The 22,566-nt window shown below is 60.3% G+C and carries 22 protein-coding genes, 1 tRNA gene and 1 pseudogene; 17 read left to right on the top strand and 7 right to left on the bottom strand.

What is annotated here, in order from left to right:
* Positions 1-27 precede the first annotated feature (27 nt).
* The 12 genes from HBH25_RS03890 to ada all read left to right on the top strand — a co-directional run bounded on the left by HBH25_RS03890 (position 28) and on the right by ada (position 10,813).
* A complete protein-coding gene (locus HBH25_RS03890; RefSeq protein ID WP_168081743.1) occupies positions 28-999 on the top strand; it encodes a ketopantoate reductase family protein in 972 nt (323 codons plus the stop codon).
* On the top strand, positions 996-1,391 hold the full coding sequence (locus tag HBH25_RS03895; RefSeq protein WP_168081745.1) for a VOC family protein: 396 nt from the start codon (positions 996-998) through the stop codon (positions 1,389-1,391). Before HBH25_RS03890 ends, HBH25_RS03895 begins: the two co-directional genes overlap by 4 nt.
* A 15-nt stretch (positions 1,392-1,406) precedes the next feature.
* A complete protein-coding gene (locus HBH25_RS03900) occupies positions 1,407-1,865 on the top strand; it encodes a MaoC family dehydratase (protein WP_168081747.1) in 459 nt (152 codons plus the stop codon).
* Complete coding sequence (locus tag HBH25_RS03905; RefSeq protein ID WP_168081749.1) at positions 1,862-3,094, top strand: CaiB/BaiF CoA transferase family protein; 1,233 nt, start codon at positions 1,862-1,864, stop codon at positions 3,092-3,094. Before HBH25_RS03900 ends, HBH25_RS03905 begins: the two co-directional genes overlap by 4 nt.
* Positions 3,091-3,909, top strand: coding sequence for a shikimate dehydrogenase (gene aroE / locus HBH25_RS03910; protein ID WP_168081751.1), 819 nt, complete (start codon positions 3,091-3,093; stop codon positions 3,907-3,909). The genes HBH25_RS03905 and aroE overlap by 4 nt, the downstream gene beginning before the upstream one ends.
* An 8-nt stretch (positions 3,910-3,917) precedes the next feature.
* Positions 3,918-4,355 carry a type II 3-dehydroquinate dehydratase gene (gene aroQ / locus HBH25_RS03915; protein ID WP_168081752.1) on the top strand — a complete coding sequence of 146 codons (438 nt, stop codon included), beginning with the start codon at positions 3,918-3,920 and terminating at the stop codon, positions 4,353-4,355.
* A gap of 52 nt (positions 4,356-4,407) precedes the next feature.
* A complete protein-coding gene (locus HBH25_RS03920) occupies positions 4,408-5,457 on the top strand; it encodes a Gfo/Idh/MocA family protein (protein WP_168081754.1) in 1,050 nt (349 codons plus the stop codon).
* A 61-nt stretch (positions 5,458-5,518) separates the two neighbouring features.
* Positions 5,519-6,907, top strand: a complete 1,389-nt coding sequence (locus tag HBH25_RS03925; protein WP_168081756.1) for an MFS transporter — start codon at positions 5,519-5,521, stop codon at positions 6,905-6,907.
* 354 nt (positions 6,908-7,261) lie between these two features.
* Complete coding sequence (locus HBH25_RS03930; RefSeq protein WP_168081758.1) at positions 7,262-7,765, top strand: hypothetical protein; 504 nt, start codon at positions 7,262-7,264, stop codon at positions 7,763-7,765.
* Positions 7,766-8,130: 365 nt separating this feature from the next.
* Positions 8,131-8,847 (top strand): 2OG-Fe(II) oxygenase, encoded by a 717-nt coding sequence (locus HBH25_RS03935; RefSeq protein ID WP_168081760.1) that lies wholly within the window; start codon positions 8,131-8,133, stop codon positions 8,845-8,847.
* Positions 8,834-9,514 (top strand): DNA-3-methyladenine glycosylase family protein, encoded by a 681-nt coding sequence (locus tag HBH25_RS03940; RefSeq protein WP_168081762.1) that lies wholly within the window; start codon positions 8,834-8,836, stop codon positions 9,512-9,514. The genes HBH25_RS03935 and HBH25_RS03940 overlap by 14 nt, the downstream gene beginning before the upstream one ends.
* A gap of 213 nt (positions 9,515-9,727) precedes the next feature.
* Positions 9,728-10,813, top strand: a complete 1,086-nt coding sequence (gene ada / locus HBH25_RS03945; RefSeq protein WP_168081764.1) for a bifunctional DNA-binding transcriptional regulator/O6-methylguanine-DNA methyltransferase Ada — start codon at positions 9,728-9,730, stop codon at positions 10,811-10,813.
* Positions 10,814-10,866: 53 nt separating this feature from the next.
* On the opposite strand, the gene HBH25_RS03950 is transcribed toward ada, so the two are convergent.
* Complete coding sequence (locus HBH25_RS03950) at positions 10,867-11,418, bottom strand: ATP-dependent Clp protease proteolytic subunit (protein WP_168081766.1); 552 nt, start codon at positions 11,416-11,418, stop codon at positions 10,867-10,869.
* 177 nt (positions 11,419-11,595) lie between these two features.
* Here HBH25_RS03950 and HBH25_RS03955 point away from each other — a divergent pair, with 177 nt between their 5' ends.
* Complete coding sequence (locus tag HBH25_RS03955) at positions 11,596-12,201, top strand: DcrB/PsbP domain-containing protein (protein ID WP_168081768.1); 606 nt, start codon at positions 11,596-11,598, stop codon at positions 12,199-12,201.
* A 22-nt stretch (positions 12,202-12,223) separates the two neighbouring features.
* Here HBH25_RS03955 and HBH25_RS03960 read toward each other — a convergent pair whose 3' ends face one another.
* The 5 genes from HBH25_RS03960 to HBH25_RS03980 form a co-directional block, all read right to left on the bottom strand.
* On the bottom strand, positions 12,224-12,706 hold the full coding sequence (locus HBH25_RS03960; RefSeq protein ID WP_168081770.1) for a GNAT family N-acetyltransferase: 483 nt from the start codon (positions 12,704-12,706) through the stop codon (positions 12,224-12,226).
* 149 nt (positions 12,707-12,855) lie between these two features.
* Positions 12,856-12,932, bottom strand: a tRNA-Val gene (locus HBH25_RS03965).
* A 65-nt stretch (positions 12,933-12,997) separates the two neighbouring features.
* Positions 12,998-14,179 (bottom strand): hypothetical protein, encoded by a 1,182-nt coding sequence (locus tag HBH25_RS03970; protein ID WP_168081772.1) that lies wholly within the window; start codon positions 14,177-14,179, stop codon positions 12,998-13,000.
* A gap of 11 nt (positions 14,180-14,190) precedes the next feature.
* Complete coding sequence (locus HBH25_RS03975; protein ID WP_168081774.1) at positions 14,191-15,084, bottom strand: nitrilase family protein; 894 nt, start codon at positions 15,082-15,084, stop codon at positions 14,191-14,193.
* A gap of 124 nt (positions 15,085-15,208) precedes the next feature.
* A complete protein-coding gene (locus HBH25_RS03980; RefSeq protein WP_168081776.1) occupies positions 15,209-17,110 on the bottom strand; it encodes a flavin monoamine oxidase family protein in 1,902 nt (633 codons plus the stop codon).
* A 194-nt stretch (positions 17,111-17,304) separates the two neighbouring features.
* On the opposite strand from HBH25_RS03980, the gene HBH25_RS03985 reads away from it, so the two are divergent.
* Both HBH25_RS03985 and HBH25_RS03990 read left to right on the top strand, forming a co-directional pair.
* Complete coding sequence (locus tag HBH25_RS03985) at positions 17,305-18,189, top strand: alpha/beta hydrolase (RefSeq protein ID WP_168081778.1); 885 nt, start codon at positions 17,305-17,307, stop codon at positions 18,187-18,189.
* A 46-nt stretch (positions 18,190-18,235) separates the two neighbouring features.
* Positions 18,236-19,168: a formate/nitrite transporter family protein gene (locus HBH25_RS03990; protein ID WP_168081780.1), complete on the top strand. Its 933-nt coding sequence runs from the start codon at positions 18,236-18,238 to the stop codon at positions 19,166-19,168.
* Here the strand turns inward: HBH25_RS03990 and HBH25_RS03995 are convergent, their stop codons facing one another.
* On the bottom strand, positions 19,169-20,281 hold the full coding sequence (locus tag HBH25_RS03995; protein WP_168081782.1) for an MBL fold metallo-hydrolase: 1,113 nt from the start codon (positions 20,279-20,281) through the stop codon (positions 19,169-19,171). It abuts the gene before it with no gap.
* Between the two features lie 134 nt (positions 20,282-20,415).
* Between HBH25_RS03995 and HBH25_RS04000 the strand changes: the two genes are divergently transcribed.
* Both HBH25_RS04000 and HBH25_RS23670 read left to right on the top strand, forming a co-directional pair.
* On the top strand, positions 20,416-21,600 hold the full coding sequence (locus HBH25_RS04000; RefSeq protein WP_168082652.1) for a sensor histidine kinase: 1,185 nt from the start codon (positions 20,416-20,418) through the stop codon (positions 21,598-21,600).
* A 195-nt stretch (positions 21,601-21,795) separates the two neighbouring features.
* A pseudogene (locus HBH25_RS23670) lies at positions 21,796-22,482 on the top strand (PAS domain-containing protein); the annotation flags it as partial.
* Positions 22,483-22,566: the final 84 nt, after the last annotated feature.

Raw genomic sequence — 22,566 nt, forward strand, 5'->3', positions numbered from 1 at the left:
AGCCCAAAAACGGGAGCCGCCTCTATTGTGAATATCTGCATTCTTGGCGCCGGGGCGTTGGGTAGTACGTTCGGTGCCTGGCTGAGCGAAGCCGGGCATACCACCTGGCTATTGAACCGGCCCAGCCGCCACCTTGAAGCCATAGGCCGCCATGGCCTGACCGTTGAAGAAGATACCCACCGGCGAACGGTGAAGGTGCGCGTCAGTAGCGATGCCAAGGACATCGGCCCCGTGGACCTGGTGGTGGTACTGGTCAAGTCCTTTGCCACCCAGGTGGCCATAGAAAATGCCCGCCCCCTTATCGGCCCGCATACCGTGGTGATGTCGCTCCAGAACGGCCTGGGCCAGGAAGACGTGCTGGCCAGCGTGGTCGGCCGCGACAAAGTGATTGCAGGCAAAACCTATGTAGGGGGTGTGCAAACGGAACCCGGCGTGGTGTGCAGCGGCGTGAGGGGTAAGCACACGTTTATTGGCGAGCTGGACGGGCGCCTTACACCCCGTGTGCAAGCAGTAGCCGACGTATTCGAGGGTGCAGGCCTGGCCACCACGGTAACCGACAACATTGTGGGCACCATGTGGGACAAGCTGCTGGTGAACGTGGCGACGGGCGCACTCACCGGCATTACCCGGCTGAACTATGGCCAGCTCTACACCGAACCCGCACTGCGGGACATCGCCCTGTTGGCGGTTGCAGAAGCCATCAGCGTGGCCAGGGCGGCCGGCATACGGCTGAGCCTGCACACCCCGGAAGCGGCCTGGCAGCTGGCAAGCGAAGGCCTGCCCGCCTCTTTCAAAACCTCCATGCTGCAAAGCTTGCAGAAAGGTTCGATCACCGAAATCGACTTCATCAACGGCGCCGTGGTGCGCCTGGGCCAGCGCTACGAAGTGCCAACGCCCGTCAACGCCACGCTGGTGGCCTGCATCAAAGGCATCGAACGCGCCATGGCCGAGCAACAACAACAACAACAACAACAACAACAACAAGAGACCACCCTATGAGCGTGCACAAAGCCTACCTGGAACACGTGGCCATCTGGGTGCGTGACATTCACTGGCACATCCGTTTTTTCCATGACGTGTTCGGCATGACCCTGCGTGAAGTACAGGGCCCGGAACACGCACCCGCCCAATACTGGACGCTGGGTGGCATGCAGTTCATGAGCAAGCCCGATTTCGAAGGCCCTGAGGGCCGTCTGGGGCACCTGGGCATCATGTGCGAACACATGGAGGCTTCCCTGGCGGCGGCCAGGGCCTTCGAGGGCGTGACGCAAATGCCCCAGGGCTCCAACTGGCTGCAGTTGCCCGATGGCCTGGCCGTGGAATTCATTCAGGCGTGCCCAGCCCACGCTGTACACGACGCCTTGGCAGTTAACGCACGTGTCCCCCAATAAGAAGAGTGCTGCACCATGACCCTGCTTGAAAAATACTTTGATGATGCCCGCGAAGGCGATACCGCGATCACCCCTGAATACCACGTCACCAAGGCACGCATCCTGGCCTATGCCGACCTTACTGGAGACCATACGCCGGTTCATGTGGACGAGGCCTACGCCAACGCCAGCCATTTCGGCGGCCTGGTCGCCCATGGGCTGATGGGGCTGGCCATCGCTGACGGGCTCAAGACGCAGTGCGAGTACCGCTTCGTGCCTGGCATGTCCTTGGGCTGGACCTGGGACTTTCTGCTGCCGATCCGGGTGGATGACGTGCTGCATGTGAGCCTGCGCGTAGGCGCCATGCGGTTGAGCAAGAGCAAGCCCGGCTGGGGCATCGTGGTGCTGCCCTCACAGTTGATCAACCAGAAAGGCGAGGTGGTACAGCAGGGTGAGCACCGCCTGATGGTGCCGTGCAAAGGAGGCGCCCTATGAGCCAGCCCTTACCCCTCACAGGCATCCGGGTAATCGACTACAGCCACTTTCTGGCCGGCCCTTATGTGGGCCGCTGCCTGGCGGGGCTGGGCGCGGAAGTGATCAAAGTGGAGCGCCCTGGCAGCGGAGATGCCGGCCGGCAGCACTCGTTCGTGCTGGACGACTACCAGAGCGGCTATTTCCTGCAATTGAACATGGGCAAGCAAGGCGTCAGCGTGAACATGAAGGACCCGCGCGGCAAAGCCTTCATGCAGCAGCTGTGCGACAGCGCCGATGTATTCATTGAAAACTACCGCCCTGGTGCGCTGAACAAACTGGGGCTGGGTTACCAGGAGCTCGCCGCACGCAACCCGAAACTGGTGTATTGCTCCATCTCGGCCTACGGCCATACCGGGCCGGATGCACACCGTGCCGGCTTCGGCCTGATTGCCGAGGCCAAGAGCGGGATCATGCAGATGGTGGGCACACCCGGTGAGGCACCCCCGCTGCTGCGTATTTCGCTGGGCGACATGTACACCGGCATTCATGCGGTGGCGGCTATCAACGCCGCGCTGCTGGGGCGTGTGACCAGCGGCAAGGGCCAGCACATCGACATGGCCCTGTACGACACACTGGTGTCCATGCACGAGTACGCGGTGCAGTGTCATACCTTGTCCGGCGGCGACATCCTCCCGGAGCAGACCGGGCATGACATGCCCACTTCAACGTTGTATGGCGTATTCCGGGCCGCAGACGGCGACCTGGTGATCGCTGCCCAGGTGGATGAAGCCTGGAAACGGTTTGCAACCCTTGTAGAGCAGGACGCCCACCAGCCGGGGTTCGGCAGCGATGCGCGCTTTCATACGCTCAAGGGTCGCAATGCCCACCGAGAGGAGATACTGGCCACGGTCAAGGCTTGGGTGGCGCATAACCCCGTCGCCCGCCTGCTGGGCCTGCTCGATGGCATCGACGTGCCCTGTGCGAAGGTGCAGCGTATCGATGAAGTGATCGATGACCCGCAGATCAAGGCCCGGGGGATGATCCAGGAGCAGCAGCACCCGCGCTACGGCACGCTGCGCCTGCCCAACCTGCCCTTCCGGTTCTCCGACTGCGATACCACCATTGCTTCAGTGGCCCCCGACCTGGGGGAGCATAACGTTCAAGTGGCCCAGCGCCTGGGCCTGAGTGCCGATGAAATCGCGCGCCTGGTCGCCGATGGCGTGCTCTACACCCAGGAGGTCAAGCCATGACTGACCACTATGCCGTGATTGGCCGGCCCATCAGCCACACTAAGTCGCCCCTGATCCACGGGCTGTTTGCCGAAGGCGCCGGGCAGGACATTCACTACGGGGCCATCGAGGGGTCATTGGAGCACTTCGCTGTGGATGTCTCACGCTTTCGCGCCTCAGGTGGGCTCGGCATGAACGTAACGGCCCCGTTCAAATTGCAGGCCTTTGCCTTGGCCAGCCACCCCAGCGAACGGGCCCGCCTGGCCAAGGCCGCTAACGCATTGAAGTTCGAGAACGATCAGGTGCTGGCCGACAACTTCGACGGCATCGGCTTGCTGCGCGATATCCAGCACAACCTAGGCACCCCCTTAAACGGTAAGCGGGTGTTATTGCTGGGGGCCGGCGGCGCCGTGCGTGGGGCGCTGTTGCCGTTTCTGGAGGCTGGGCCGGCCGAGCTGGTGATGGTCAACCGCGACCTGCCCAAGGCACAAGCACTGGCCCAGGAAATCAACCACCCACGCCTGACGGTGCGGCCCTACTCGGCACTGGACGGGGACACCTTCGACCTGGTGATCAATGCCACGTCCGCCAGCCTGACGTGCCAACTTCCCCCTGTGCCTGGCAGCGTGTTCAGCCATGCCGCATTGGCCTACGAACTGGCCTATGGCAAAGGCCTTACGCCCTTTCTGAGCCTGGCGCGTGAGCACGGCTCGGCACACCTGGCCGACGGCGTGGGCATGCTGGTGGAACAGGCCGCTGAAGCTTTTTACTGGTGGCGCAATGTGCGCCCTGATACCCGCCCGGTGATCGACCGCCTGACAGTGCCCCTGACCTGAGTAGCCCTATGAACGTACTGATGCTGCATGGTATCAACCACAACCTGTTCGGTAAGCGTGACCCGGTGCAATACGGCACCATCACCTTGAGCGAGATCGACGCCCGGCTGAAGGCGCTGGGGAATGAGCTGGATGTGAACATCGACAGCTTCCAGAGCAACTGCGAAGGGCTGATCGTCGACCGTATCCACCAGGGCTACCAGGACGGCGTAGACGGTGTGCTGATCAACGCCGGTGCCTGGACCCACTACAGTTATGGCATTCGCGACGCGCTCGCTATCTTGACCGTACCTGTGGTGGAACTGCACATGTCCAACATCCATGCCCGCGAAAGTTTTCGCCACCATTCGGTATTCGCCGAGATCGTGCGTGGGCAGATCGCAGGCTTTGGGGTGGACAGCTACCTGTTGGGCCTGCGGGCCGTGGTCAGCGCGGTACGCGGCTGAACCGCACGCTCAGTCAGGCTCCCTTTGAATAATCACAATAACGGGGCCCCTTATGACCAAGACACGCATTGCCGTTGCTGGCGCCGGCTATATCGGCCAGGCCCATATGCAGGTGCTTGCAGAGAGCAGCACGTGCGAGCTGGCCGCCGTGGTCGACCCTTCGCCGGCCGCCCAGGCCCTGGCGCAGGAGGCGGGTGTACCGCTGTATGAATCGCTGGAGCAGCTGCTGGCACTGGGCCGGCCAGACGGCATCGTGCTGGCGACGCCCAATCAGTTTCACGTCCCCCATGCACAGCTGTGCATCCATGCCGGCATTCCCATGCTGCTGGAGAAGCCGGTGGCCCCAACGGTGGCCGAAGCCCGGGCACTGGCCGAAGCGGCGCAGCGCAGCCACGCACGCATTCTGGTAGGCCACCACCGCGCCCACAGCCCGATCATGGCCAGGGCGTGCGAAGTGATTGCCAAGGGGACCTTGGGCCGTTTGGTGACGGTGATGGGCAGCGCCCTGTTCGTTAAACCGGACCACTACTTCAGCGATGCCCCTTGGCGCAAGGAACCCGGTGCAGGGCCAATCCTGCTGAACATGATCCACGAGGTACACAACCTGCGCATGCTGTGTGGCGACATCACCGCGGTTCAGGCCTTTGCCTCTCACGCAGTACGCCACTTTCCCGTGGAAGACACCGTCGCCATCAACCTGCGCTTCGCCAGTGGTGTGCTAGGCACTTTTCTGCTGTCGGACACTGCCGCCAGCCCGCGCAGCTGGGAGCAGACCTCCCAGGAAAACCCGGCCTACGCCAGTTACCCCGACGAGGACTGCTATGTGGTTGCCGGCACACACGGGAGCCTGAGCGTACCGACGCTGCGCCTGAACACGTACCCCACGGAGACTGACCGCTCCTGGTGGAAACCCTTTGAAACCGGCGTAGTAGAGATGACCCGAGAAGACCCGCTCGCACGGCAGATGGCCCATTTCGGTGCCGTGATACGGGGCGAAGCCGACCCGCTGGTCACCGTGCAGGATGGCTTGGCCAACCTGCTGGTCACCGAAGCCATCGTACAGGCCGCCCGGACTGGCCGAAGGGTGGACATCACCCACTGAAGCAACAACCAGGCACACCGGCAGGCAGCGCGTTCAATAACAACAATAAAGGAGGTGCCCCATGGGCAACCCGTTAACTGGCAAGCCACAAATGTCCTCTCAATCCCGCAAGGCCACCGCCAGCGGCTGGATCGGTTCGGCATTGGAGTACTACGACTTCTTCATCTACGCACAAGCCGCCGCACTGATTTTCCCGCAACTGTTCTTCCCTTCCACCGACCCGAAGATCGCCATCGTAGCCTCCCTGGCTACGTATGGCGTGGGCTACCTGGCAAGGCCCGTGGGCGCGTTCTTCCTTGGCCACTGGGGTGATACCCGTGGGCGAAAGAACCTGTTGCTGCTGTGCATGTTCCTGATGGGCATTGCCACCATGGGCGTTGGCTTGCTGCCTACCTACCATCAGGTGGGCATTCTGGCGCCTATCCTGCTGGTGGTGATGCGCTTGATCCAAGGCTTTGCCGTGGCCGGTGAAATCTCAGGGGCCAGCTCGATGATTCTGGAGCATGCACCGTTTGGTCGCCGTGGCTACTACGCCAGCTTCACCTTGCAGGGTGTGCAATTCGGCCAAGTGCTGGCAGCGGCCATCTTCCTGCCGCTGGCCTATTTCATGGCACCTGAAGACTTCAATAGCTGGGGTTGGCGCATTCCGTTTCTGCTCAGTGCGCTGGTGCTGATCGCCGGCTACTTCATTCGCCGGGGTGTACACGAAACCCCGGCATTCGCTGAGGCCGATGCCAGCCAGGCCACGGCTCAGTCCCCCATCACTGAAGCGTTCAAATACAGCTGGAAGCGCATGGTACTGGTGGTGTTCGTAGCCTTCATGAACGTGATTCCCGTGGTTGCCACGGTATTTGGGGCCGTTTATGCCGTACAGCCGGCCTACGGCATAGGCTTCGATAAAAGCGTGTACCTGTGGATTCCGGTTATCGGCAATATCGTAGCTGTTGTTACCATTCCCTTTGTGGGCAACCTGTCAGACAAGATAGGCCGCCGGCCGCTCATCATCGGGGGTGCCCTGGGTTCTGGCTTACTGTCCTACGGTTATTTGTACGCCATCAGCCTCCACAACCTGCCCCTGGCCTTTGTCATGTCGCTGTTGATGTGGGGCGTGGTGTACCAGGGCTACAACGCCATCTTCCCCAGCTTCTACCCGGAACTGTTCAAGACACGCTACCGGGTATCGGCCATGGCCATTGCCCAGAACCTGGGCACCTTCCTTACGGCCATGCTGCCAGCGCTGTTCACACTGGTGGCGCCTCCGGGCACCAACAACGTACCGATGGTGATTGGCACCCTGACCTTCGCCGTCACCTGCATTGCTGCGCTGGCGGCCTACCTGGCACCGGAAACCTACCGTGTGCCGTTGGAACAGCTGGGCGAACCGGGCGCACAAGCCCTGCCCAAGGACCTTTACGACACCGCACGCGCAGGGCTGCACAACGGCCAATAACCCCTGGGCAGGTAGAGGTTGGGCGCTTCGCTATACTGGCGACGACTACACTTAGTCGCGCCAGGCGCGTTATACGCAGGGGCCTGATGCCTGGATTGCTTCCTTCAAGGGCAGCCCGGCGCCACGGACAGCGCCGCCCTAACGCCATTCAAGCCTTCGGCTCACCCGCGTTGCAGCCGTATTCGCGTGCTGTAAGCGACTACACGCACGAGTACAACCCGAACGCTTTGGGCTTGGGGTTCACATTTAGGCGGCAGCAGCACACGCTAGGATTCAGCAGTGCATTTCCATATAAACAACCTACCGCCCTGGATGATAGGATCCAAACCACTTTCACTCAGCCCAGGGCCTTTTATGCTGGATATCCTTCGTGCCACACCGCTGTGGGTGTATGCGGTGTTCTTCATAGTGACCTACTACGGGATCCTCGCCTGCTTCAAAAATGAGGAAACCAAACGCTCACTGATACTGACGCCGGCAATCTTCATCGCCCTGTCTTTAGCGTCATTGACGTTTTCCCAGGGCGTTGCCTTGCCCCTACTGGTCTACGCCACGGCACTGCTGGCCGGGGGCGGGATAGCACAGTACCTGTACACCTATCGCACAGTCGAACGCGACGGTGAGCGGTTGATCATTGCCGGCACCGTTAAAGTGCTGATGGTGTACTGGGCCTTTTTCGCCTGGCGTTACTACAGCGGTTATGAAGCCGCGGTGCATCCAGAACAGGCCGATGCGCTGTTCGCCGTCGCCTCTTCCTCCCTGGCCGCCGGCTTGATCAATGGCTTGATCTTAGGGCGTAGCCTACGGCTACTGCGCCTCTTCAAACCCTGCAACGCCAACCTGGTAGCCCCGCGATGAGTGCCAATGCAGGCCACGGGATGGCCGCTGACGACCCCCACGCCAACCCAGGTTAACCCCTACCTGGACTTGTGCTTGCCGGTCGCCTGGGCACCTTCCTTACTGCCATGCTGCCAACGCTGTTCACACGGGTGGTGCCTCCGGACACCAGACACCTACCGTGTGCCGTTGGAACAGCTGGGCGAACCGGGCGCACATGCCCTGCCCAAGGACCCTTACGACACCGCACGTGCAGGGCTGGCAAGCGGCAAATAAACCATCGCTGCCACCGCCGGGGGGTGGCACGCATTTAAATAGCAATAAACGGGAAGGTTCGACCGCCAACTACCGCTAGGCTTCATGCACTTCATACAAGGGTGCCTGACATGCCTGATGCTGCGTTGGAGGAACGCCTTGCCGCCCTCCCCTGGGACGAACACCTGGCGGGCCTGGATGCCAAAGGCTATACCCTGATCCAAGGGTTGCTGACACCCCAGGCCTGTGACCAGCTTGCTGGCGGCTATGAGCATGACGCCACCTTTCGAGCGTGCATACACATGGCCAGGTACGGGTTTGGCTCGGGAACGTACAAGTATTTTGCCTACCCGCTGCCGGCCCTGATTGCCACGCTACGCGCGCAGGTGTACCCACGCCTCGCCCCCTTGGCCAATGCCTGGAACGCCAGGCTGGGGATACCTGAACACTACCCCCCTCTGCTAGACACGTTTATCGCTGAATGCGCCACCGCTGGCCAGCACAAGCCTACGCCTTTGCTGCTTCGCTATACTGCGGGCGACTATAACTGCTTACACCGGGACCTTTACGGCGATGTAGCCTTCCCAATGCAGATGGTTGTGCTGCTCTCGCAGCCCGGCTCAGACTTTGCCAGGGGCGAATTTGTGATCACCGAGCAACGCCCTCGCATGCAATCGCGCGCAACTGTACTGCCGCTGGCGGCAGGGGACGCGTTGATATTTTCAGTCAACCGGCGCCCAGTAAAAGGCACCAAGGGCTATTACTCGGTCTATACCCGCCACGGGGTCAGCGACGTGCGCGACGGCAACCGCTTCCGCCTTGGAATCATCTTTCATGACGCAAAATGAGCCTATTGCCCAAGCCATGAAGGCTTTGAGCGCTATAGATCCTAACTGGCAAGCGTTGGTAAACCAGGTGGGCCCCTGCCTCCACCCCTTGATCGAGCCACACGACCCTTTCAAGTCGCTGGTAAAAGCCGTGGCCTACCAGCAACTCCATGCGCGTGCAGGAGACGCGATGTTGCGTCGGCTTCGTGAGCTGTTTCCAGGCCAGGTGTTTCCAACCCCTGCCCAACTGGTAGCCCTTGAGCAACCGGCACTGGCGCGCTGTGGATTTTCCACGGCCAAATGCAAGGCCATCAAAGCTATCGCGCTGGCGCGCCTGGAAGAACGAGTGCCCGATGTGCACCAGGCACTGGCCATGAGCGAAGACGCGCTGATACAAACACTGGTGGCGTTGCCCGGTGTGGGCCAATGGACGGTTGAGATGATGCTGATCTATGGCTTGGGTAAACTGGATGTGTTTCCCGCGAGTGACTTTGGCGTACGCGAGGGCTTTCGCCGGCTGTATGGGCTGGCCGAGCGGCCAGGCGCAACACAGCTGAAACGGTGGGGGCATGCCCTGGCACCCTATAGAACGTTGGGTGCCTGGTACCTGTGGCGGGTGCCTGTGGGTTTCGAGCCACCGGAATTTCAAGAATATGAAAGCAAGACCCGGAGTGGCTCAGCGCATTGATGCCGGTAGCTTTGTACCTAGGCTGTGTACGAAATGTTCTGACGCGAAGGTCAGGCCGGGCCGCGCAGGCAAGGCGAAAACAGCTGAGGAAGCGGACTGGGCCCGCACGCGGGTTTACTGGTTGTAAATGAGCATTCCGAAGCTGTTTTCAACGCAGCATCACCGAGTGTCAGGGCTTTTCGTACATAGCCTAACACAGAAAAAGGCGCCTCCATGGACAGTACCAGTTACGCCTCAGCCGCTGTACGGCACAGCACCGAAGACGATCCCAGGTGGCAGATGCTGCTTGATCGCAAGGCACGGGCAGGTGTCGAGTTCGTGTATGGCGTGATCACGACCGGAGTGTATTGCACGCCCTGTAGCCCCACCAAACTGCCTCGCCCGGAAAACGTGGTCTTTTTTGATACGGCCTCCCAGGCAGAAGCTGCAGGTTATCGGCCCTCCAAACGCGCGGATCGGACCCAAGACAAAGTGGAAGCCAAACATGCCCAAGTGGTGGCCGACGCCTGCCGCCTGATTGACCTGTCTGAAGCCGTCCCGAATCTAAACGGGCTTGCAGAGCAGGCCGGCATGAGCACTTTTCATTTCCACCGCATTTTCAAGAAGATCACTGGGCTCACGCCCAAGGCCTATGGCAGCGCGTCACTACGGTCGCGGGTAAGGGACCGGTTGTCTCAATGCGACACCATCACGCAGGCACTCTACGACGCTGGCTACAACTCCAACAGCCGCTTCTATGAAGCGTCCAAGAAAATGCTGGGGATGAAGCCCACCGAATACCGAGCAGGCGGTGCAGAGCTGGACATCAAATTTGCCGTAGGTGCCAGCGCACTCGGTGCAATCCTAGTGGCTGAAAGCGCACGCGGCATATGCGCCATCACCTTGGGAGACGACCCCAACCAACTTGTCGAACGCTTTCAGGACCAGTTTCCTAACGCCAACCTGATCGGTAATGACCCTGACTTCGAGCAGCGGGTGGCCCAAGTGGTCGGGTTCGTAGAGTCGCCCGGTATTGGCCTGGCCTTGCCACTGGATATTCGCGGTACCGTATTCCAGGAGCGGGTATGGCAGGCACTGCGGGACATACCCGTAGGGGCAACCGTGACCTACACCGAAATCGCTGCGCGCATTGGCATGCCTAAAGCGGTACGTGCTGTGGCCAATGCCTGTGGGGCGAACAAACTGGCGGTTGCTATTCCTTGCCATCGAGTGGTGCGCAGCGACGGCTCCCTGTCCGGTTACCGCTGGGGTATCGAACGCAAGCGCAAGTTGCTGGAGCAGGAACAGCGCTCAGTGTAAGGCGCAGCAGCCTCAAGGGCCGGCACGGGCTCTAGCGCGCCAGGCCTAAGCTGTCAGCCATGCACCACATGGCACACCGCATCCTTGGGCATCGGCAACTCATCCACCCCATGCACCACCCCCGTAGCCAGCGCTTCCTCAGCGTTCAGGATACGCGGGGACGCGATCAGGCAACTGGACACGTCCAAAGGTACAGCCGCACCGTACGTACGCTCGTCCACAATGCGCGAATACAGCTCCAGGTCGTAGTCCAGGCTCATGGCGTACTCGGACATGCGTGCATGGTCCACTGAGCCGTGCAGGTTCCAGTGAAAGGGGTGGAACAGGAACTTGCTGTGCTTACATGCCGTGCGCCGCTCCCCCGCCAGAAAAATGATATTGCCCATGGACTCGACCGTGCCCAGGTTATGGGTATGGACAGGAACGGGCAGCGCCACCAGAAAGTTGTACAGCGAAAAGCCATAACTGCACTCGCCGCCCATGGTCGCAATCTTGATCACGATGCTTGAAGCGCCTTTCTGGACAGCCAACGAACACTTTTCAATGAGTTCACCGGTTGAGGTGGAATTGATCGACGAGGTGAAATGCACAATGTGTGTGGTCATGCTGACTGCTCCCTCCGGCGTGATCAGGCCTTTCAATGTTGAGCCAACGCGGTACAGCCCAGTTCAGGTCGCTTACCCTGGAGGGACGAACGGTGTGAAGACAGCAAAATGTAGCGCCTGGCGACCACTGCCTATAAATTCCCCTTCTTGCCTACCTTTGCACTTTTGGAGACCTGAATGCCCCTGCCCCGCTCGCTTGCCTGGTCCCTGTGCCTGATTGGGCTGTGTACCGTATCGCCCGTTGCCTGGTGCGGCCAGGCGGCCCACAAGCCCGCCGCTGCAGCGCCAACCTCAAGCAAAACCCTCAAGGTAAGCCTGCTGGGTGGCAAGTTGCAGTTCAGCCTGCCCACTGGCTATACCGGCACACCATTACCGCCAGGTGAGGCCAGCACGGGTACAGCCGGCGCCAGCGGCACGCTTTACACAAACGACAAGGACCGGCGCATTGTGGTAACGACCGAAGTACCCGTTGAAGCGGGTACGGGTGCGGCGCCCGCCAACGACGACAGCTTCCTGACCAGTGCCAGCGAAGGCTTTATCGGCCGCCAGGCCCAGGGCCTGGCAGACTTTCACAAAACGGCAGAAAAACGCGTGACCTTGAATGGCCTGCCTGCCCAACAGGTAGACGCCACTGCCAGCATCGGCGGCGGCCGAACACTGACCACATATTTCATTACGGGCGTTGGCAAGCAGCTGGCCGTGGTGCAGGTGGTGTCACGAGAAAGCGACCCGGCCGGCCACCAAGCCATGGTCAAGCGTGTGGTGGCCGGCGCCAGGAAGTGAACCCGTACCGGGTTCGCACAGGTCATGCCCCTAGCGCAAACGCCTCCAGCGCGTCGCCTTCCAGGCGATACCGCACCCACTCTTCATGGGCCTGGGCACCAATAGAGGTGTAGAAGTCGATGGCGGGCTGGTTCCAGTCCAGCACGCTCCAATCCACACGGCCGCAGCCCGTCTCATGGGCAATTCGCGCCAGATGGCGCAGCAAGCCCTTGCCGGCGCCTATCCCCCGATGGCTAGGGGACACGAACAGGTCTTCCAGGTACAAGCCCTTGCGGCCTAGCCAGGTGGAGTAACTGAGGAAGTACACGGCAAAGCCAATGGGCTGCCCGTCCCGCTCGCACATCACTGCCCTGGCGGGGGACGGTTCGTCGAACAAGCTGCGCTCGATGTCGGCCACCGTGGCCTGCATTTCGTGTTCAGCCTTCTCATAGATAGCCAGCTCCAGAATAAAGCCATGGATGGCCGTTGCATCGGCACGGGTAGCGTCGCGAATGTGAAAGGGCACGCAAGTCTCCTGACAGGTAGGGAATGACACGCACCGGATAATGGCTCAGATTGCCTGTTCGATCACGGGCTTTACCGCCGTATGAGCAACAAAAAAGGGCGACCCTTTCGGATCGCCCTTTTCGTGCCCGGAACACCGGGGCTTTAAGCTGGTAGGCACAATTGGACTCGAACCAACGACCCCCACCATGTCAAGGTGGTGCTCTAACCAACTGAGCTATGTGCCTGCTGTGGCGCGGCATTCTACGGATATTCCAGCGGCTGTCAACATTGCCACGTCATCGCACCCTGCTCAGGCCGTTACCAACCACCCCACAAGAGGCACCAGGGCCAAGACGCCCACAGCCATGGCTGTTACGTTACCAATATAAGGGTGCACATGGGCCGGAAGGCGCGTGCTGATGGCAACCGCCAACGGAGGTGTGAGCAACGCGCCCAGCAGTGCGCTGAGTGCGATGACAGCGGGCGCCGGCCCATGCACCAGAACGGCGGCAGGCACTATAGACACCAGCGGAATGTAGGTGGGGTACCAGCCGCGTTTTTCCCACTGCCCACGCCACACCCATACACCTACCGCCGAGGCCAGCGCCTGGCCTATCAGCAACTGGGGCAGCCACCCGGAGCCATAGAAAGGGCTGCCGGGGTTAAGCCCGTACGCCAGCAGTGCACCACCGATCAGGCCCAAGCTAGCCCATTCATTACCGTAGAACGGCGCTTCGGAGAAATCTGCCAGCACGCGACGCAATCCCCAGCGCAGGTTCAAGCGCGCAGCAATCGGCGGCACGGCCTGTTGTTCGCGCGCTGTAGTTGTTGGCGCCTTCACCACTACGGGGAAGCGTCGGCACAACTCAAACGCCAGCAGGCTGGCCAGTGCCATCCCGCCTACGTTGCCTACCACCACAGGCAACTGCCAAGGCGTGCAGACATAGGCCACCAATAGCAGGCTAGCCGGTGTGACCAGCAGCGCCCCCATTACGGCACCGCTGAGCGCCACCCGCCAGCCGCGGCCGTGTAGCAAAACCAGCGCAGCCGGCAGTGAGACGAAAGCAACAAAGGTGGGTTGCCAAGCGCCACCGGCCAACGTCCAGCCCCATAGCAGGTTGCCCAGCAACAGCCCTCCTGTTGAGCTGAGCAACAGCCACGGCCACAGGCCACTGCCATAGCTGATAGGAAACCCCTGCCAACGTGCACCTTGGCGTCCGCCCCACCACGCAAGCAGGCCACCAGCGATCAGGCCCAGGGAGGCGAACTCGTGTTTGTAGAACGCCACTTCGCTGATGTCCCCTATCACCCAGCGCCAGCGAGCCGCCGGGTGATCCAGGTGGGCCATCATGTGCTCATACCCTGGCCAGGCCAAGGTAAGCCCGGCCAGATCTATCAATAGCCTGCCGGCAAGCACACTCAGCACTGCTGCTGCGAGCAAAGCGCCTGCCAACAGAAGCGCACTGGGGCGTAGCATTTTAAAAGGCTGCATGCTCACCCCCTTTAGCGCGGCATCATCGGATGCTGGCGATAGCCGAGCATGGGATCGTAAAGGTCGGCACGGCGGTCGCGTGGGAGGTCGTTCAAACTGTTCCAGATCGGCGCACTGCGAGCGCTGACCAGATCAATATCGGCCTGCAGGATAATTTCTTCTTCCGAACCCGCCACCTTACCCAGTGGCCAGCCCTGAGTGCTGGCGATCAGGGAGCAGCCCAGGAACCGCTCGCCTCGGTCAGTGCCCACTCGGTTGGCGGCCGCGATAAACACATTGTTGGCGTGTGCAGCCGTCATAGTCAGGTAGCTGGCCATGCACTTGCCGGTGTCGTCGAACAAGGGGGGCGGGGTCCAGACCCAGTTATTGAGGCTGCAAATGATATCCGCACCTTGCAATGCCAAGAGACGAGGCACTTCGGGGAACCACACGTCCCAGCAGATCATCAGCCCAATACGCCCGATCGGGGTTTCGAAGACTGGAAAGCCCAGGTCACCGGGCCGGAACCATAGCTTTTCACAATTCCACAAATGGGCTTTGCGGTACTTGCCAATGTACCCGTCCGGCCCTACGAGCACGGCCGTGTCGTACAGGTATGTACCCTCCCGCTCTGCCATGCCGGCGGCCAGGTACACGCCGTGCTTCTGCGCAAAGGCTTGCCAGGCTTGCACGGTCGGCCCTTCGGGCACGGCTTCGGCCAGCGCATAGGCTTCGGTACGGTTGCAGTAGGTATAGCCCGTATTGCACAGCTCAGGTAGCACTAGCAGGTTGGCGCCCGAAGCAACGGCTTGCTCGGCCAAGGCAAGCCCATGGGCAACGTTGCTGGGCAGGTGATCAAGGCCGCACTGGGGGCCGAACTGAATGACAGCGACCCGCACAGGGCTGATGGCATGGATGGGTGTCATGACAGACGCCTTCTTATTCGAATGGGTGGATAAACATTTTATATCTAACCCATTCGAATATTTAAGCAGATGCTTTCTGAAGTGTTTGTATGAAATATCCAGCGGCTGGGCTCAACCCTTGGTTTCAGGCATCCGGTTGATAGTATCGAGGATAATCCTCTATCGAAAAGCTGCCATTGAAGGTCGCTTGGGTATTTGCACAAAGATGAATAACCGCATCTATTGCTCCGCGCAATGCAGGCTCGGTCCATCCTGCATCTGCACTGTAACCTTCCCCAGCAAAGTACAGCCGAGACCTTGCCGAATGGTTTCGGTTATAGGCCATAAGGCGCACAACATCGCCGTAGGCACCAGCACGGTAAAGCCTGGCACAACCCAATGAATTTCGGTCGGTCAACCACCGCTGCACCTTTGCGCCCGAAAGGTCCACATAGGGCGAAATGGTTCTATTGATATTCGAACACCGCAACAGAATCCGGTCCAGTTCAGCTAGGCAATGGTTAACCAATTCCACATCACTGAATGATGCCAGCTTGTTGGCATCGTCCTCCCATGTGTAACTCAACAGAAGGCAGTCACTTGTATGGCTGGGGCTGTACCGGTAGGCGTAAACATCGTGGATGAAGCTATCAGTAACCAAGATTTGAGGTATCGTCCGCTCGTTATCGAAAAACTCCTTCCTCAAAGGGACATAGACCTTGCAACTGCTTTCCCAATGGGCATGCTTGTAAGCATCGATCACATCATGCGGTAGCATTACCTCATCAAAACCCTCCAGGCGCATTTGGGTCTCTAATATCCACGAGGGTACGGTTACTACCACCTCATCGTATTCGAGAATTTCCGTATGCTGATGTGGGCCGGTTACATCCAATAAGATGGCACCGCGAGGCTGGCGCCGAATGCCAGTCACTTTGGTTCCCATCAACAAGCCATTCCTTCTTGGGTGCAGATCCTGATAAAGAGAACGGTTTGTCTCAGGAATGGGCAGATACATAAGTGAATCGTCCAACGCAGCAATACCAAGCCATGCAGGCGCTTCGTATACAGTTCCTCGTGAGTCCGTAACCGACTGCTGCGGATCAAGGGGCGTTGGCAACAGCTGATCGTTGGTGTCTAGTCGGCCATGTACGAGCTGCAAATGACTACTAAAGCCGAAAATGGCGGTACGCAGGGGATACAGGCAGCACACGTCGTAAAAGGCACCCCAGCTACCATCTCCGATGCCAATGGAATAGAAAATTCGAGACTCCTCTGAATCCATTCCCAACCCGCCGAAATCGGCAGAGTCCCCAGCTCCTTCTTTAGCGGGAGCAAGCCGTACCAATTCTCGGAATGAAAGGTGAGCATAGCGGTCGACCATGGAACCCCAGAAGCTTTCCCAAGCGGGGGTTGCATACTTCTCAGCGACTATCGCACATACACGTTTGGCGAACCGGAGCCATTTATCTTGTACTGCCTGCAGTTGTGGTGTTGGCGGCGGTATATCCCCGGTAGGATTTTTCCAGATCAGCATTTCGGGCGTATCGCTAATCAAACACCCCTCGCGCAGGTAGATCCCGGTCTGCACTACCCAAGGCGTCCCAGGATTAGGAAAGTCAGATACTTTTAGACCAAACAGCTCAGCATAATAGGCCATGAGCGAACGCCCCTCTTTGGGATGTTCGCCAGCGCGGTTGAAGAAAGGTAAACGCATGGCGCCCATTTCGAAAGGCGCACCGCCCTTGTCGCTGGCAATAGTCAAGTGCCTGCCGCCAAGTCGTAAGGACTGCTCAATCAAAGTGACCTGTTTAAATCCTGCCCTGACGAGTTCACGTGCAGCACATAACCCAGCCACCCCAGCACCGATGATAGCGATACGACGCTCAGGCTGGGTGGCCGTCGCCACACCGCCTGGTTGCTCAAGAAGCCTGCGGTAGTCAAAGCACAGGTCCGGTGGGTTCGGGTAACGCACCCGCCATGAGGATGCAGGCAGTTGAGGATGCCCTAGATAGGCAGGATGGTCGAAGCTGGAGCCGATGGTCATAGATGTTTTCCTGGCGGGGCCGATGAACGACAAAGCGCTGTTTTACAGCGCTTACTCCGCAGCCTTGAGTTAGATAATGCTTACCCGCCGTCCTACCAGGTGCTTCTAAACCCACCCAGCTAAGCACCGCAACCCATCCCCAGCGCAGCGGTCTATCACTGAGTCGTTTTCTCACGCACCTCAAGGCATTGCCCATGGCTCCTGCACGCTCCCCTCACCGCTGCTGGCTCACCCTGGCAGGCCTGGCCCTGTTTCTGGCCGTGGGCCTACCCTACGGGTGCTCGCGCCTGGCCTACAAGGAGCGGGAGCTGATCTTCAGCATCGAGCCCGGCCAGGCAAGCTGGTTCAGCGGGGTGCCGGACGGCATGGTGGACATGACTATTCCTGTCACCGCCGACCTGGCCAACCCTAGGCAATACCTGCATGCCTGGTGGTGGCCATCACCGGCCAAGGGGGCGCCGTCGGTGCTTTACCTGCATGGCACCCGTTGGAACCTCACCGCCCAGCTTCGACGCATCAGCCAACTGCGGGCCATGGGCTTCTCGGTGTTGGCCATCGATTACCGCGGTTTTGGTGATAGCCCAGGCGCGCTACCGTCCGAGCGCAGCGTCTACCAGGATGCACAGGCCGCTTGGGAACGCTTGGTCACGCTGCAGCCCAACCCGGCCAAGCGCTTTATCTACGGGCACTCCTTGGGGGGCGCCATCGCCGTGGACCTGGCCAAACGTATTGGTGAAGGTGATGCTGCCCCCGCCTCAGGCCTGATCGTCGAATCCACCTTCACCAACATGGCCGATGCGGCCATGGCGGTGATCGACACCTCATTGCCCCTTCGTTGGGTGCTGTCGGAGAAGTTCGACTCCGTGGATAAAATCGGCGGTGTTCGCATGCCCGTACTGATCGTGCACGGCACCGATGACAAGTACGTACCGGACCGTTTCAGCCAGGCCTTGTTCGCGGCAGCGGCCGAGCCCAAGCGGCTGTTGCTGGTACCCGGCGGCACCCATAACAACAGCATGACAGTGGGCAGCCGCGAATACACCGTGGCCCTGCGGGAGTTGTTCGGGGTAGGCAACTAACACAACGGGCGGCAGTCAGTAGCACACTGCCAGGAGCGAACCTACGATGACTGAACAAGAACGCCGCGACACCTCCCCACACAGCGCCGAACGACCCGCTGAACAGCTTGGTGAACAGGGCCCTGAACAGCCAGGCATTGAAGCCTCCGGCAAAGAGACACCTGGGCTTTCGAACGACGAAAAAGACGAGGTGGAAGAAAGCACCCCACCGCGCCCCGCCGTGCTACATGAGATCATTCGCAGCCAGGGTGACCATGAACTGGAGCGCAGTGTGGCGGCACTGTTCTGGTCTGCGTTGGCTGCTGGCCTGACCATGGGCCTCTCGTTGATGGCCATGGGGCTGCTCAACGCACGCCTGCCAGGCGGCGAGTCCAGCCATGTGATCGCCAGCTTCGGCTATTCGGCCGGCTTTCTGGCCGTGATTCTGGCCCGCCAGCAATTGTTCACCGAAAACACCATCACAGCCGTACTGCCGGTCATGACCCACCCTACCCTGGCCAACTTCACCCGCTTGCTGCGCCTGTGGGCCGTGGTACTGGGGGGTAACCTGGTGGGCACTCTGTTCGTGTCCTGGATCATGCTGCACCTGCCTATTTTCGATACCGCCACGGACAAGGCCTTTCTCGAAATCGGCCACAAGGTCATGGAAAACGCCCCAGGGCAGATGTTTTCCAAAGGCATTATCTCGGGCTGGATGATTGCCACCATGGTGTGGATGATCGCGGCCCTGGACAACGCTCGCATCTGGGTGATCATTATGATCACCTACCTGATGGCCCTGGGTGACTTCACGCACATCGTGGTGGGCGCTGCCGAGGTGTCCTACCTGGTATGGGCGGGTGAACTTCCTTGGAGCGACTTCTGGCTGGGCTTCGCCGGCCCCACCCTGGCCGGCAACATCATTGGCGGTAGCTTCATCTTTGCTCTGATCAGCCATGCGCAGATCCGCAGCGACGCCTCTACCTCTCCTACAAAATAATCAGGGCCGGTATACCTGCCCCTGCTCGCTCTCGGCCAGGGGCATGGCCTCTACCTCACGCCACCAAGCGACGCCCCGGTGCGGATGCAGCAGATCCAGCCGCTCGCCCAGGTGAGGGGTAGCCAGGGGCACACCGGCAGCGTCAGCCAGGCGGGTGATGCGCTCGAAGGGTTCTTGCCAGGCGTGGAAAGCCAGGTCGAAAGTACCGTTATGGATGGGAACCATCCAGCGCCCTTGCACATCCTGGCAGGCCTTCAGGCTTTCCTCAGGTTGCATGTGCACGTTAGGCCAGGCCGCGTTGTAGGCACCGGTTTCCACCAACGCCAGGTCAAACGGGCCGTAGCGCTCACCAATAGCTTTGAAACCCTCGAAATAGCCCGAATCACCACTGAAGAACAGCCGCCATTGGGGGTCGATCAGCACCCAGGAGGCCCACAGGGTTCGGTTGCTGTCGGTAAGGCTACGCCCGGAAAAATGCTGCGCAGGCGTGGCAGCCAGGCGAACACCGGCCACCTCTGTTTCCTGCCACCAGTCCAGCTGGCGGACCTTGTGCGCGGGTACGCCCCACTCCATGAGGGTTTCGCCTACGCCCAGCGGGGCCAGGAAGTGCTCGGTCTTGGCCGCAAGGGCCATGATGCTGGCGTGGTCCAGGTGGTCGTAATGGTTGTGGGAGAGCACCACCGCCGCCAAGGGCGGCAGGTCATCCAGGCTCAGCGGCGGCGCGTGAAAGCGCTTGGGGCCGGCCCACTGCACGGGCGAGGCACGCTCCGAGAAGACCGGATCGGTAAGGAAGAACACGCCGTGGGTCTTGATCAATAACGTGGAATGCCCCAGCCGCCACAGGCTGTTGTCCGGCGCCTCCACCAGCACCTGGCGGCTCAGAGGCTGCACGGGCAACGGTGCCTGAGGGCGCGTTTGCGGGGGTTTGCGCATGAGTAGAAACTTGACACCGATACGCAGCTTTTTCAGCACGCCATCTGGGGGTGACACCGTGAGGTTCTGATAGCGGCCATCGGCCATGCGTGAATGCGGCAGGCGATCATCTTCCAAAGCGGATGCAAGAGGCGGTAGGGCCATCAGCAATAGCACTCCTGTAGCAACCAATCGTTTCATACGGGATAAGTGAATGTAGGGCCAGGGCTTGAGCATACAGGCCACTGCTTTGGGGCGCACCCCGCATCTCCGGGTTTCGGGAACGTTCACACATGGCCTAAACTTCGCCATCGAATTCCATTGGACACCTCATGATGGCAAGCCACCTGAACGATGACGTCGCCCTTATCAGCCGGATACAGGCTGTGCCTGCCATGCTTCAAGTGGTGTGCGAAACCACCGGCCTTCGCTTTGCGGCCGTTGCACGGGTAACCGATACCCACTGGATGGCCTGTGCCGTGGATGACCGCCTGGGCTTTGGCTTGGCTCCGGGGGATGAGTTGGCTTTGCATACCACCTTGTGCGATGAGTTGCGCGATAGCCACAAGCCCATCGTCATCGATCATGCCAGTGAAGACCCAGGCTTTTGCGATCACCCCGCACCGCAGCTGTATCGTTTTGAAAGCTATATTTCCGTGCCTATGTTCTTCCCCGATGGCCGCCTGTTCGGCACCATCTGCGCGTTCGACCCGCAGCCTATCCCCTTGAGAGACAGCACCGCCCCTGCCATGGTCGAATCATTCGCCCGGTTGCTGTCGGTAATGATCGAAACCGAGCTAACGCAGCAACGCACTGAAGCAGCACTGTTGCGCGAACAAGAAGCCGCAGAGTTGCGTGACCAGTTCATTGCGGTACTCGGCCATGACCTGCGCAACCCCCTGTTCGCCATCAGCGCCGGCGCTGAGCTGTTGCTCAGGCGTACGTTGGAAGACCGTTCAAGAACCGTTGTCGAACACATCCGCGCCAGTGGTGAACGGGCGTCCCGCCTGGTGGCAGACGTGCTGGACTTTGCCCGAGGGCGGCTGGGCGGTGGCCTTACTTTGAAGGTAGCCCTTTGCCCCGACCTGTCCCAGGCCTTGCAGCAAGTGGTCAAGGAAATCGAAGGTATCTATCCGAACCGGGAAGTGCAGGCCGTGCTCGGCAACCTGGAAGGCGTGCACTGCGACCGGGAGCGTGTGACGCAACTGGTGTCCAACCTGCTGAGCAATGCCATCCTGCACGGCGCTCAGGACCAGCCTGTGACCTTGACTGCCGAACGAACGCCGGACCACCTGCTTATCAGTGTGCATAACTATGGCCCAGCCATCGAAGACGCGGTGCTGGCGCAGCTGTTCCAGCCTTTTCAACGGCGCCGCAATGAGCGGCCCGGAAACGGCCTAGGCCTGGGGCTCTACATCGCCCATCACATCGCTGTGGCCCATGGCGGCGAACTCCAGGTGGCCTCTACCGACGCGGGCACCCGGTTCGTATTCAGCCTGCCCTTGCAGGTTCACGGTTGACCTTGGCCTGGTCCCTTCGTCGGCACTAAAGCCGTGTGATTAAAGCGCAGCTCCCTATGGCCGATGCCCTGACATCCATTTTGCGGGTCCTGTCAGGAGTGCGCCATGTTTAACAAACAACTCAAATCCGAACTGGCGACGCTGCGCGAACAGCATGCGACTACCCAGCAGATACGCTCACTGCTCGACGCGGACATGCTGGTTATCCGCCTAGACCCCAAAGGCTGCATTCAGCATGTGAATGCGAACTTTGAAACAGAGATGCTTTACCGCCGGGCGGAACTGCTCGGCAAGCCACTGGAAGACCTGGTCCCGGCCCATGTGAAACGCGACCCCTTTCACCTGCGAGTACGCACCGCCCTTGAGCGCGCAGAAAGCTTCAGTGGCGCCTTGCGCCTGCTGCGCAGGGACGGTCGTGAAGCCTGGCTGCGCGTGTTGCTGGTCCCGGCCCGGGACAGCAGCGGTGCGGTCACCGAGTTTATCCTCTATGCCAATGACCTGACCCGCACCATTGAAACCTCCCGCGAACAGGAAGGCGTGATCAAGGCCCTGCTCCGTTCCACCGCCGTGATCGAATTCGATTTGCAAGGCAATGTGCTCACCGCCAACGATCGCTTTCTGGGCGCGATGGGTTATCGCCTTGAGCAGATCAAGGGTAAGCACCATCGCCTCTTCTGCACTCCTGAAGAGGTAAGCTCACCGGCCTACCAAGCGTTCTGGGATCAACTGCGCCGTGGTGAATATGTGGCCACGCGTTTCCAGCGGGTAGACAGCCAAGGCCGACCGGTGTGGCTGGAGGCTTCGTATAATCCGGTACTGGACCCGAACGACCGGCTGGTGAAGATCATCAAGTTTGCCACTGTGATCACAGAGCAGGTTGACCGCGAGCGGGCAGTGGCCGATGCCGCCACCATTGCCTACAGCACTTCCGTGCAGACCGACAGCACCGCCCACAGGGGTGCGGAT

The sequence above is a fragment of the Pseudomonas quercus genome, assembly GCF_012033695.1.
Lineage (GTDB): Bacteria > Pseudomonadota > Gammaproteobacteria > Pseudomonadales > Pseudomonadaceae > Aquipseudomonas > Aquipseudomonas quercus.